The 12,936-nt window shown below is 71.6% G+C and carries 7 protein-coding genes and 1 pseudogene; 2 read left to right on the top strand and 6 right to left on the bottom strand.

Going from position 1 to position 12,936, the window contains the following annotated elements; all coding sequences use genetic code 11:
- Positions 1-154: 154 nt before the first annotated feature.
- Positions 155-1,789, bottom strand: coding sequence for an acyl-CoA synthetase (locus CCN39_RS27760; RefSeq protein WP_086846801.1), 1,635 nt, complete (start codon positions 1,787-1,789; stop codon positions 155-157).
- Positions 1,790-1,931: 142 nt separating this feature from the next.
- On the opposite strand from CCN39_RS27760, the gene CCN39_RS27755 reads away from it, so the two are divergent.
- The gene (locus tag CCN39_RS27755) at positions 1,932-3,620 is read left to right on the top strand and encodes a bifunctional 3'-5' exonuclease/DNA polymerase (RefSeq protein WP_086846799.1); all 1,689 of its coding nucleotides are present in this window, start codon (positions 1,932-1,934) and stop codon (positions 3,618-3,620) included.
- Between the two features lie 154 nt (positions 3,621-3,774).
- Here the strand turns inward: CCN39_RS27755 and CCN39_RS27750 are convergent, their stop codons facing one another.
- The 4 genes from CCN39_RS27750 to CCN39_RS27735 all read right to left on the bottom strand — a co-directional run bounded on the left by CCN39_RS27750 (position 3,775) and on the right by CCN39_RS27735 (position 11,252).
- Positions 3,775-5,481, bottom strand: coding sequence for a sialidase family protein (locus tag CCN39_RS27750; protein WP_086846797.1), 1,707 nt, complete (start codon positions 5,479-5,481; stop codon positions 3,775-3,777).
- A gap of 228 nt (positions 5,482-5,709) precedes the next feature.
- On the bottom strand, positions 5,710-9,543 hold the full coding sequence (gene hrpA / locus CCN39_RS27745) for an ATP-dependent RNA helicase HrpA (RefSeq protein WP_434781124.1): 3,834 nt from the start codon (positions 9,541-9,543) through the stop codon (positions 5,710-5,712).
- A 168-nt stretch (positions 9,544-9,711) separates the two neighbouring features.
- The gene (locus tag CCN39_RS27740) at positions 9,712-9,969 is read right to left on the bottom strand and encodes a hypothetical protein (RefSeq protein WP_086846793.1); all 258 of its coding nucleotides are present in this window, start codon (positions 9,967-9,969) and stop codon (positions 9,712-9,714) included.
- Positions 9,970-10,088: 119 nt separating this feature from the next.
- Entirely contained in the window at positions 10,089-11,252 is a 1,164-nt protein-coding gene (locus CCN39_RS27735; protein ID WP_086846791.1) for a lactate 2-monooxygenase, read from the bottom strand.
- A 112-nt stretch (positions 11,253-11,364) separates the two neighbouring features.
- Here CCN39_RS27735 and CCN39_RS27730 point away from each other — a divergent pair, with 112 nt between their 5' ends.
- A complete protein-coding gene (locus CCN39_RS27730) occupies positions 11,365-12,525 on the top strand; it encodes a saccharopine dehydrogenase family protein (protein ID WP_086846789.1) in 1,161 nt (386 codons plus the stop codon).
- Here CCN39_RS27730 and CCN39_RS27725 read toward each other — a convergent pair.
- Positions 12,512-12,936, bottom strand: a pseudogene (locus tag CCN39_RS27725) (cyclohexanone monooxygenase); the annotation flags it as partial. The gene CCN39_RS27730 and the pseudogene CCN39_RS27725 overlap by 14 nt on opposite strands.

Here is a 12,936-nt window from a genome sequence, read left to right as displayed (position 1 = left end):
GCCCGGCCGCGTCCCGGCGGGCGCGTTCCGGTGGACGCGCCTGCAGGTGACGCCGTCGGTCGGCGTCGCGACCGGGCACCGCGACGGCGTCGCCTGCACGGTGGTGGCCGAAAACCGGGACGGGCGCTGGCGGGTCGTCAACGTCCAGCGAGGGTCATGACAGTTTGGTGCGGAGCACCTTTCCGGTCGCGTTGCGGGGCAGCTCGTCCAGGAACTCGACGTCCCGGGGCACCTTGTAGCGGGCCAGGTTCGCCTTGACGTAGTCGCGGATCTCGTCGGCGTCCAGTGAAGCGCCCTCGGCTCGCACGATGAACGCCTTGAGCCGCTGCCCGAACTCCGGGTCCTCGACGCCGATCACCGCCGCCTCGATCACGTCTTCGCGCTCGACCAGCAGGTTCTCCACCTCGATCGGGAACACGTTCTCGCCGCCGGAGACGATCATCTCGTCGTCGCGGCCGTCGATGAACAGCAGGCCGTCCTCGTCGAAGTGGCCGACGTCGCCGCTGGAGAGCAGGCCGTCGATGATCTCCTTGTGGCGGCCGTCGGTGTAGCCGCCGAAGCTGAGCCCGCTGCCGACGAACACGCGGCCGGTGACGTTCGGCTCGGTGATCTTCCGGCCCTTTTCGTCGTACAGCGCCACCTTGCAGCCGACCGGCGCGCGGCCGACCGTGCCGGGGGCCTTCACCCAGTCCTCCGGCGTGGCGACCGTCGCCACCGCGACCTCGGTCGAGCCGTAGAGGTTGTGCACGACGGGCCCGAACGCTTCGTTGGCGCGGTTGCCCAGGTCCGGCGAGAGCGCCGAGCCGGCGACGAAGATGATCCGCAGCGCCGACGTGTCGTACTTCTGCCGGACCTCCTTCGGCAGATCGACGATGCGCTGCAGCATGGTCGGCACCAGCACGAGCGCGGTGCACTTGTGCTCCGCCACGCCGCGCAGGGCCTCTTCGGGGTTGAACTTGCGGCGCATGACGACCTTCGAGCCGAGCGCGAAGGACAGGATGAACTGGGACAGGCCGGTGCCGTGGAACAGCGGCGCGCCCATGTAGGTGGCCTCGTTGGAGCGCAGCGGGATCCGGTCGAGGAACTGGGCCGACGCCAGCGCCGAGGTGTGCGGCCGGGGCGCGCCCTTCGGCGTGCCGGTGGTGCCGCTGGTCAGCAGCACGAACCCGCCCGGCTTGGCCGGCGCGGGCCACGGCCGGTCGTCGGTGCTGGCGATGATCTCGTCGAGCACCGGGACGGTCCGGTCGGTCAGGTCGGTGTCCGGGTCGACCCAGGCGAGGTAGCGGGCGACGCCGTCGGGGATCGCGTCGAGCAGGCCGGTGAACTCCTGGTCGTAGACGAGCGCGGTGACGCCTTCGCGCTTGGCGACGTCGGCCAGCTGCGGCTTCGCGAACCCGGTGTTCATCAGCAGCAGGCGGACGCCGAGCTTGCCCGACGCGGCCATCGTGATGACCAGGCCGCGGTGGTCGCGGCACAGCGCCGCGACGACCTGACCCGGTTCGATGCCGCGCTCGGACCAGGCCCTGGCCAGGGCGTTCGACTGGTCGTCGAGCTGCTTGTAGGTGAGCGGGCCGAGCTCGTCGACGATGCCGACGGCGGCCGGGTCGCGGCGGGCGGAGATGTGGTTGGCGCCGGCGAACGGGCCGAACTTCCGCAGCGCGACCAGCGAACGGACGCCCTCGTCGACCCTGGGGAAGGGAACGAGGCCCGCCCGTCGCATCACGTCGACGCTGCGCACCGTCTCGGTCACCTTGTCCGCCACCGTGGTGGCGAGCGCGACCAGGCTCATCCAGGCACCTCCGTTGCTGCGGGACAGGAGCCCATGCCGTACCGGCGGTATGGGAGCTACCGGAGAGTAAACCAAGGGTAGGCCGAACGCACCAGCCCGCGACCGGGCGGAAAGTGTCGGTGGTGGTCGGCATGATGTCCGGGTGCAGGTGATCGCGGGACGGGAGGAGGACGGGAGCTTCAGCGTGCACACGCCGTCGGACACGGTGTCCGGCCTGGACGAGGCGGCTTTCGCGGGGCTGGCGCGGGAGCTGGAGGCGTCACTGGCGCCGCGGTGGGTGTTCCCGTCGGTGGAGCGGACGTACCCGGTGCTGATGGCGGCCGGGCTGCGGGTGCGCCGCTGCTACGACCTCGAGCTGGCCGAGGGGCTGCTGCTGGCGTACGAGGGCGCGGAGGAGCAGTCGCGGAGCCTGCGCGCGGCCTGGGCCAGGGCGAACGGCGAGGAACCGCCGCCGGACTCGGCGGCCGTCGAGCTGGCGCAGCCGACCCTGTTCGAGACGCGGGCGCCGACGCTGCCCGAGGGCGTGACGGTCGTCACGGCGGTCCGGCGCGTCCTCGCGGAGCAGGAGCGGCGGGTGGCGGCGGTCGAGCACCCGGACCGGATGCGGCTGCTGCTGGCCGCGGAGTCGGCGAGCGCGCTGGCGGCGGCGGAGATGTCGGCGGACGGCCTGCCGTGGCGCGCGGACGTGCACGAGGAGCTGCTGGCTTCGCGGCTGGGGCCGCGGGTGCCGGCCGGGCAGCGGCCGAAGGCGCTGGTCGAGCTGGCGGCGAAGATCAGCGAGGCGTTCGGCGGGCGGCCGGTGAACCCGGACTCGCCGCCGAGCGTGGTCCGGGCGCTGGCCCGCGAGGGGATCGAGGTGCCGGCGGCGCGGAAGTACCTGCTTCGCGGAATCGATCACCCGGCGGTCGGGCCGTTGCTGGAGTACAAGGAGCTGTCGCGGCTGTTCACCGCGAACGGCTGGGCGTGGCTCGAGGAGTGGGTCACCGAGGGCCGGTTCCGGCCGCACTACGTCGTCGGCGGCGTGGTGTCCGGGCGGTGGGCCAGCCGCGGCGGTGGGGCGTTGCAGATCCCGAAGGTGCTGCGGACGTGCGTCCGGGCGGACCCGGGCTGGAAGCTGGTGGTGGCGGACGCGGCCCAGCTGGAGCCCCGGGTGCTGACAGCGTTGTCGGGCGACCGGCGGCTGGCCGACGTCGCGGCGGCGACGGACCTGTACGCGCGGCTGGGCGAGGCGCTGTTCTCGGGCGCCCGCTGGGTCCCGGCCGCGGACGACGACCGCGACGACCGGGCGCGGGCGAAGATCGCGATGCTGTCGGCGATGTACGGGGGCACGTCCGGCGAGGCGGGCCCGCTGCTGGGCTTGCTGCGGCAGCGGTTCCCGGACGCGGTGTCCTATGTGGAGCGTGCGGCGCAAGCGGGCGAGCGCGGCGAGCGGGTCCGGTCGCGACTGGGGCGCACTTCACCGGCGCCGTCGGCAGCTTGGCGTGCGTTGACGGGCGGGCTGGCTTCGGACGAGGCGGCGGAGCTGAAGGCCAGGCGGGCTTCGCGGGGCTGGGGCCGGTTCACCCGGAACTTCGTGGTCCAAGCGAGCGCGGCGGACATGACGGCGGTGATGCTGGCAACCCTCCGCACCCGCCTGCCCGCACCGGCGCGCCTGGTCTTCTTCCAGCACGACGAGGTGATCGTCCACACCCCGGCCCCCCTGGCCGCCGAGGTGTCGACCGCGATCACGGAATCGGTCACGGAGGCGGCGAGAATGCTGTTCGGCCCGGCCTGCCCGGTCCGCTTCCCGATGCAAACCGCGGCAGTCGACACCTACGCCGACGCCAAGTAACGAGTTCCGCCCCCAATCACGCGAGTTCCGCCTTCAATCACGCGAGTTCCGGCCCCGATCACGCGAAGTCGGGGCCGGATCACGCGAACCGGCCCTCCGGGTGCGTCGGGCCGGCCGCCGCCCGAAGCGGTGCGGCCGGTCCCCACTCACTTCACTACGGGAACATCGGCAACGTCTGCGTCCCGACGTCCTGGTTCGGCAGCGTCCGGCCCGGGTTTCCGCGGAAGTCCGTCCACACCGGGTGCAGCCGGAAGTCCGCTCCCACCGCCACCGCCGTGTAGTCGCCGATGAACACGCCCTGGAGCTCCTTGCCCGTCTCCGCTCCCGTCGACACGAACTGGACCTGCGGGTTCGCCGTCTGCGTCGTGATCCTGCGGAGCGGGGACAACCGGTCACCCCAGCCCGTCGCGTACGCGTAGTCCAGGCCGATCCCGTTCGGGTCGTACGCGCGCGTGTACGACGTCACCGCCACTCGACCGGCCAGCGCCGCCACCGCCGGGAACACCTCGTCGGCGGCCGTGCCGATCTTCACCGGCTTCGACCAGCCGTGCCGGCCGTCGGACCCGCTCAAGAACGCGTCTCCGTTCGTCTTCACCGACTCGCCGTCGCGGTACGTTCCGTTGCGGTCGTCGGCCCAGGTCACCCACAGGTGGTCCGTGACGCGGTCGTACGTCAGCTGCGGGAAGCTGTTGACGCGGAAGTTCTCGCCGGTCAGCGCGTTGTTGGCGACGTCTTCGTCGACCGGGAAGTCGAAGTCGAGCCCCACCTCGGTGTGGCGGAACGTCCGGCCGCCGTCGCGGGAGGTGGCCACGACCACCGCGTCGTGGTCGGCCGGCTGGTCGCACGCCGCCGTCGCGCACACCGATGTCTCGTACGCCACCTGGAGGGTTCCGTCGCGGGTCACCACCGGGTTCGAGCCGCTGCCGAACGGCGTGATTCCGCCGTTGAAACCGGTCAGTGACGGCGAAATCCGGCGCATCGGCGACCACGTCCGGCCGAAGTCGCGGGACTTCGACAGCACGATCGGCGATTCGGCGAACGCTCCGGACGCGTCGTAGGTGAACTGCGTCCAGGTCACGTAGACGTCGCCGGACACCGGGTCGGCGGCGATCCACTCCTTGTCGTTGAAAATACGAGCGGGCGTCGGCGTGCCCGCCGGGGTGACGCCGTCGAGGTGCAGGATCGCCGGGTCGCCGAAGCTGCGGCCGCCGTCGTGGGACACCGACACCGCGATGCCGCTGGCGAGCTGCTGGTCGTCCGGGACCGAAGCGCGGCTGAACACGAGCGTCGCGTAGTACACCGTGTTGTGCGGCCCGAACGCGATGGCCGGGTCCCCGGCCGCGTCCATATAGGACAGTGGTGCGGCCGCCCCGGTCGGGTAGTCCAGGTGCGGCAGCTGGACGTTCGCCCAGGTCCGGCCGCCGTCGAACGACGTGTAGGCGAAGCCGCCCGAATCGTTGCGGGCCTCACGCGTGTTGTACAGCCGGTAGTCGTTCGCCCCGGCGACGATGTTGCGCGGGTTCTCCGGGTTGACGGCGACGGTGGTCTCGTTCTGGGCCGTGCTGCAGCCGGTCTGGCTGCCGGTCGGCACGATGGTGTCGCCGTCGATGACGTCGGTGTTCGGCGCGAGCGGCCGGTAGGGGTTCGGCTTGCCGAGGTAGGACTGGCAGAGCGCGGACAGCGCGGGATCGTCGCTGTCCTCGTCTTCTTCTCCTTCGGCGAACTGCTCCTTGAGCAGCGGGTTCGGGACGGTGTGCCGAGCGACGGCCGCGTGGGCGGCGGGCGCGAACACGATCGGTGAGAGGAGCGCGAGGCAGGCGACGAGGATTCTTCGCTTGACGGACGAAACACCCGAGGACATCGGAAAGTCCTTTCCCAGGAGGGTCTCCGGCCGCCTCAGGCTTGTCCCGCCGGGGAACGCGGTCAACCGACGGAAGTTCGAAGCCGGACATTCCGGTTTTTCGGTAATCCGTAACGATGATCGACTACGGCCGCCTGGACCCGCCGGACGCCGCTGGAACGCTGGCGTACCGGCCGCGCCGCGGCTGATGGAAACGTGGGCGCACGGGCCGGACGCCCGCGTGTTCCGCTAGGCCAAAGCGTCGTCGATGGCCTTCGTGATCCGCTTGAGCGACACCGGGTGCGCCGTCCCCAACGTCTGGGCGAAGAACGACACCCGCAGCTCTTCGATCATCCACCGCACCTCGTTCAACGCCGGTGACGACGTCCCCGGCGGGAGCGAAGCCACCGCGTCGGCGTACTCGCCCTGGATCCACGCGATGTCCGCCGTCCGCTGCAGGTCGCGGGTCGGCTCCGAAGCCAGCTTCTCCAGCCGCCGCGAAATGCCCTGCAGGTAGCGCACCACGTTGCGCAGGCGGGACGCGCCGGTCGCCGTCACGAAACCGGGGTACACCAAGCCGGCCAGCTGGGCGCGGATGTCGGACAGCGACTCGGCGGGACCGCGGGACGACGGCAACGCCACCTCGACGTCGTTCGCCGCGCGGAGGATCTTCTCCACGTCCGTCAGGACGTCGAGGACCTGCGGGTGCAGGCCCGCCCGGACCTTCTCCAGCAGCACCTTGAAGCCGGTCTCGTCGAACACCGGACCGCCGCCCGCGGCCATCAGGGCGTCCACCGCGCAGTCGACGCAGTCCTCGAGCAGGGCCGCGACGCTGCCGTGCGGGTTCCGGTTCAGCACCAGCTTCGACGAGTTGGACAGCGACCGCGTGATGAACTTCATCGGCGAGTTCAGGTTCAGCCGCAGCATCCGCCGGCTGCCCGCCCACATCGCGTGTTCCTGCTGCTCCGGGGTGTCCAGCAGCCGCACGGCCACCGAAGCGCCCTCGTCCACCAGTGCCGGGTACGCCTTGACGTCGTGACCGCGCTGCTTCGACTCGAAGACGGGCGGCAGCGACCCGAACGACGGCTTCGTCAGGCCCGCCTTCTCCAGGGTGTTGGCCGCCTTCGAGATCGTCTCGCGGACCTTCGGGGCGAGCCGCCGCTGGAGCTCCGCGACGTCCTTGCCCTCGGCGACCTTCTTGCCGCGCTCGTCGACCACGCGGAACGTCATCTTCAGGTGCTCCGGCACCGAGGCCGGATCCCAGTCCGCGTAGGGCACCGTGATCCCGCGCAGCGCCCGCAGCTCGCGGCCGAGCACCTCCAGCAGCGGACCGTCCGAAGGGGACACTCGCGAAAGGACGTCCCGGGCCGTGTCCGGTGCCGGGACGAAGTTGCGGCGCAACGCCTTCGGCAGCGACTTGATCAGCTGCGTCACCAGCTCCGCGCGCAGCCCCGGCACCTGCCAGTCGAACCCGTCCGGCGTCACCTGGTTGAGCACCGGCAACGGGACGTGCACGGTGACACCGTCGGCGTCCGCGCCCGGCTCGAACTGGTAGGTCAGCTTGAAGACCTGCGTGCCCTGCGTCCACGAGTCCGGGTAGTCGCCCTCGCGGACGCTGCCCGCGGCCTCGTTGATGAGCATGGACTTCTCGAACGACAGCTGGTCGGGGTCCTCGTGCCGCGCCTTCTTCCACCAGCTGTCGAAGTGGCGCACCGAAACGACGTCCGCCGGGACCCGCGCGTCGTAGAACTCGTACAGCGTCTGGTCGTCGACCAGGATGTCGCGCCGCCGCGCGCGGTTTTCGAGGTCCTCGACCTCTTCCAGGAGCGCCCGGTTCTCGGCGAAGAAGTGGTGGCGCGTCTGCCAGTCGCCCTCGACCAGCGCGTGCCGGATGAACAGCGCCCGCGACAGCTCCGGGTCGATCCGGCCGTAGTTGACGCGGCGGTCGGCGATCAGCGGGACACCGTACAGCGTCACCTTCTCGGTCGCGATCACCGCGCCCTGCTTGCGTTCCCAGTGCGGCTCCGAATACGACCGCTTCACGACGTGCTGGGCCAGCGGCTCGACCCATTCGGGTTCGATGCGCGCGTTGACCCGCGCCCACAGCCGGGACGTCTCGACCAGCTCCGCCGACATCACCCAGCGCGGCTGCTTCTTGAACAGCGCCGACCCCGGGAACACGCCGAAGCGGGCGCCGCGCGCGCCCAGGTAGTCACCCTTCGCCGGGTCCTTGAGCCCGATGTGCGAGAGGAGCCCGGCGATCAGCGACGTGTGCACGCGCTGCGGGTCGGCCGGGGCCGTGTTCGTGTTCAGCGAGATGCCGAGCGGCTTGGCCAGCTGGCGCAGCTGGCTGAAGATGTCCTGCCACTCGCGCAGGCGCAGGTAGTTGAGGTACTCGGTGCGGCACATGCGCCGGAACTGGTTGCCGGACAACGTCTTCTGCTGCTCGGCGACGTACTCCCAGAGGTTCAGGTAGGCCAGGAAGTCCGACGTCGGGTCGGCGAAGCGCGCGTGCTGGGCGTCGGCCGCCTGCTGCTTCTCGGCCGGCCGCTCGCGCGGGTCCTGAATGGACAGTGCCGCGGCGATGATCATGACCTCGCGGACGCACCCGTTCTTCGCCGCTTCCAGGACCATCCGGCCCATCCGCGGGTCGACGGGCAGCTGGGCGAGCTTGCGGCCGATGTCGGTGAGACTGCGGTCGGACCCGGTCGAGGAGAAGGCGCCCAGCTCCTGCAGCAGGCCGACGCCGTCGCTGACCTGGCGGCGGTCCGGCGGCTCGACGAACGGGAACGCGGCGATGTCGCCGAGGCCCAGCGACGTCATCTGCAGGATGACCGACGCCAGGTTGGTCCGCAGGATCTCGGGATCGGTGAACTCGGGCCGGCTCTCGAAGTCCTCTTCGGAGTAGAGCCGGATGCAGATGCCGTCGGACGTCCGGCCGCAGCGGCCCTTGCGCTGGTTCGCCGACGCCTGCGACACCGGTTCGATCGGCAGCCGCTGCACCTTGGTGCGGTGGCTGTAGCGGGAGATCCGGGCGGTGCCCGGGTCGACGACGTACTTGATGCCGGGCACCGTCAGCGACGTCTCGGCGACGTTCGTGGCCAGCACGACCCGGCGTCCGGTGTGGGACTGGAAGATGCGGTGCTGCTCGGCCGCCGACAGCCGCGCGTACAGCGGCAGCACCTCGGTGTTGCGCAGGTTCGCCCGGTTCAGCACGTCCGCGGTGTCGCGGATCTCGCGCTCGCCGGAGAGGAACACCAGGATGTCGCCGGGGCCCTCGGCGCACAGCTCCTCGACGGCTTCGAGGATGCCTTGGGTCTGGTCGCGCTCGTCGTCCCCTTCCGGATCGTCCGGGTCGACGAGCGGCCGGTAGCGGACCTCGACCGGGTAGGTGCGACCGGAGACCTCGACGATCGGCGCGTCGTCGAAGTGCTTCGAGAAGCGCTCCGGGTCGATCGTCGCCGAGGTGATGATGACCTTGAGGTCGGGGCGGCGCGGCAGCAGCTGCTTGAGGTAGCCGAGGATGAAGTCGATGTTGAGGCTGCGCTCGTGGGCCTCGTCGATGATCAGGGTGTCGTACTGGCGCAGGGAGCGGTCGGTCTGGATCTCGGCCAGCAGGATGCCGTCGGTCATGAGCTTGACCAGCGTGTCCTGCCCGGACTGGTCGGTGAACCGGACCTTGTAGCCGACGGCGTCGCCGAGCTCGGTCTTCAGCTCGCCGGCGATCCGGTCGGCGACCGTGCGCGCGGCCAGCCGCCGCGGCTGGGTGTGCCCGATCTGGCCGCGGATGCCGCGCCCGAGCTCCAGGCAGATCTTCGGCAGCTGGGTGGTCTTGCCCGAGCCGGTCTCCCCCGCGACGATCACGACCTGGTGCTTGCCGATGGCGGCGGCGATCTCGTCCTTGAGCCGGCTGACGGGCAGCTCTTCCGGGTACTCGATCTTGGGCACGCTCCGGCGCCGCGACTCGACGCGCAGCTCGGCCTTGTCGATGTCGGCAGCGATCTGCGCGAGGGCGGCTTCGCGGTCGCGGGCTTTGCGGGCGCCTTCGAGCCGGCGGCGCAGCCGTTGCTCGTCGCGCGGCATGAGCTCGGGCAGGCGCGCTCGCAGCGCGGTGAAGGGGGATGGCTCGGACATTCTTGGTCCAAGGGTAGTCGTGCGTGCCGAACCCGGCTTCCGAATATCCCCGGTGCGTGACCGGGCGCACGCGAAAGGCCCCCTCACCGGCGGCGAGGGGGCCTTCACCAGCGAACGTCAGCCGGGCTGGCCGGGCTGCTGCGGCGGCTGGACCGGGGCCTGCTGCTGCGGCTGCGGCGCGGCCTTGGCCCGGCCGGTGACCACCGAGACGCCGATCAGCACGAGGCCGACCAGGCCCAGCACGATGCCGAACACGGGCTGCATGTCGTCGGCCCACGAAAGCAGGACGAACTCGCGGTCGAACTGCTCGAGGAGCAGCGAACCGAAGCCGAGGACCGCGAAGATGATGCCGATGCGCATGGCGATTCCGGACATGGAAAACCCCCTCGTGAAAGGAACGATGAAACCCACCGGTCCGTCCCCGAGCGGCCGTGGTGAGGCAGAACCGTAGCGATCACCGGGCCGGTTGTCGCCGGATTTCCCGATTCGTTACCTCATGTCCGCTGCAGCGAGTCCGGGCCCAGGTCGGCGAGCGTGCGGTGGCCGGACAGCCCCATGGTCAGGTCGAAGTCCGCCAGCAGGCTGCGCAGGACGTGCCGGACGCCGTCCTCACCCGCGTGGGCGAGGCCGTACACCCACGGGCGTCCCACCAGGACCGCCCGGGCACCGAGCGCGAGCGCCTTGAGGACGTCGGCGCCGGTGCGGATGCCCGAGTCGAACAGCACCTCCATGCGGTCGCCGACCGCCGCGACGATGCCCGGGAGCGCCTCCAGCGCCCCGATCGCGCCGTCGACCTGGCGGCCGCCGTGGTTCGAGACCACGATGCCGTCCATGCCCGCCTCGGCCGCGCGGCGCGCGTCCCCGACGTGCTGGATGCCCTTGAGCACGATCGGGCCGTCCCAGTGCTCGCGCAGGAACGGCAGCTGGTCCCACGTCCGGTCGGTGCCGGTGAGCATGCCGATCCAGCGCAGGATCGCCATGTTCGGCTCCTCTTCCGGGGTCTTCTCCAGCAGGGAGCGGAACACCGGGTCGGTGAACGGGACGGCGCAGCCCTCGCCCTTCAAGAACGGCAGGTACGCCTGGTCCAGGTCGGACGGCCGCCAGGCCAGCGTCCACGTGTCGAGCGTGACGACCAGCACGGTGTAGCCGGCGTGCTTCGCCCGGGTCAGCAGGCTCGCGCAGACGTCGGCGTCGCCGGGCCAGTACAGCTGGAACCAGCGCGGGCCGTCGCCGTTGGCCGCGGCGACGTCTTCGATGCCGGTCGAGGACGCAGTGGAGAGGATGAACGGCAGGCCGACCGAGGCGGCGGCGCGGGCGGTCGCGGACTCGGCGTCCGGGTGGACGATCGACTGGACGCCGACCGGCGCGACGGCCACCGGGGCCGGCAGCCGGGTGCCGAGCACCGTCGTGGCCAGGTCGCGGTCGGTGGCGCCGGTCAGCATCCGGGGCACGATGCGCCAGCGGTCGAACGCCTCGCGGTTGGCGCGGGCGGTCGCGCCGGAGCCGGCCGCGCCCGCGACGTAGGAGAACGGCCCGGGCGCCATGACCTCGCGCGCCGACGCTTCGAGCCGCGTCGCGTCGGTCGAGCACGGCGGCAGCTGACCACCGAGTCCCTGCAGGTAGATCTCGTTCTGGTAGCTGCCGAAGCGTTCGGTCACGGTTGCCTCCTCGCGTTCGAGGGGGCACTGTACCCGCCGGTAGTTCACCCGGCACCGGGATGTGACCGGCGGGTAACCTGAGCCCCGTCGACGTCCCTTCGAAGGAGCAGCCATGCGCGCGTACGACGTGGTCCTGTTCGGCGCCACCGGGTTCACCGGCGGGCTGACCGCCGAGTACCTGGCCCGGCACGCGCCGGCGGACCTGCGCTGGGCGCTGGCCGGGCGCAACCGCGGCAAGCTCGAAGCCGTCCGGACGCGGCTCGCGGAGCTCGACGACCGGTTCGGCGCGCTCGACCTGCTCGTCGCCGACTCCGGCGACCGGGCGTCGCTGGTCGCCGTCGCGGAAGCCACGAAGGTGGTGATCACGACCGTCGGCCCGTACCTGACGCACGGCGAGCCGCTGGTGGCCGCGTGCGCCGAGGCGGGCACCGACTACGTCGACCTGACCGGTGAACCCGAGTTCGTCGACCGGATGTACCTGGCGCACGACCGGCGCGCCCGCGAGACCGGCGCGCGGCTGGTGCACGCGTGCGGGTTCGACTCGATCCCGCACGACCTCGGCGCGTGGTTCACCGTGCAGCAGCTGCCCGAAGGCGTGCCGCTGAAGCTCGACGGCTACGTCCGGGCCGGCGGGATGCCCTCGGGCGGCACGTTCCTGAGCGCGCTGACCATCATGTCCCGCCTGCCCGCCGGCGCCCGGGTGGCCCGCGAGCGGGCGGCGGCCGAACCGCGGCCTGCCGGGCGGTTCGCGCGCGCCCCGCTCGGACGCCCGCACCGCGTCGCCGGCCCGGGCTGGTGGGCGGTACCGCTGCCGACGATCGACGCCGAGGTCGTCCGCCGCTCGGCGGCCGCGTCCGAGCGCTACGGGCCCGACTTCACCTACCGGCACTTCGCCGCGGTGAAGCACCTCCCGATACTGGCCGGTGGGGTGGCCGGAGCGGGCGCCCTGCTCGCCGCGGCACAGATCCCGCCGGCCCGGCGGGCGCTGTCCCGGCTGCTGGCGCCGGGCAACGGGCCGGGCCCCGAGCGGCGCGCGCGGTCGTGGTTCTCGGTGCGGTTCGTCGGCGAAGGCGGCGGTTCGCGGGTGGTGACGGAGGTGTCGGGCGGCGACCCGGGCTACGACGAGACGGCGAAGATGCTGGCGGAGTCGGCCCTGTGCCTGGCGACCGACGACCTCCCGGAGACGGCGGGCCAGGTGACCACGGCGACCGCGATGGGCGGCGCGCTGGTGGACCGGCTCACCAAAGCGGGGATCCGGTTCACGACGTTGTGACCTCGTAGTCGGCTTCGCGGAACTCGCCCACCCGCGAGCGCAGCCGCCCGGTGGAGAACGGCCAGCTGAAGCTGTTGCGGCCGTTGACGTCCGTGTAGTAGCTCGAGCAGCCGCCGGACTGGTAGACCGTGCCCGGCAGCGCCGCCTGGACCTCCGTGTTGAACGCCGCCTGCACCTCCGGACGGACCGACAGCGACGTCCGCTCCGCGCGCAGCGTCCGGGTCACCGCCGCCACCGTGTGCCGCAGCTGGGCTTCGACGATCGTGAACGCCGACGAGTGCCCGGTGCCGAGGCTGGGTCCCAGCAGCAGGTACAGGTTCGGGAAACCGGCCACGGACGTCCCCGCGTAGGCCTGCGGACTGCCCTTCCAGTGGTCGTCGAGGCTGCGGCCGTCGGCGTCGAACACCCGCG

The organism is Amycolatopsis kentuckyensis, assembly GCF_002155975.1.
Lineage (GTDB): Bacteria > Actinomycetota > Actinomycetes > Mycobacteriales > Pseudonocardiaceae > Amycolatopsis > Amycolatopsis kentuckyensis.
This window is presented reverse-complemented; position numbering and strand designations above follow the sequence as displayed.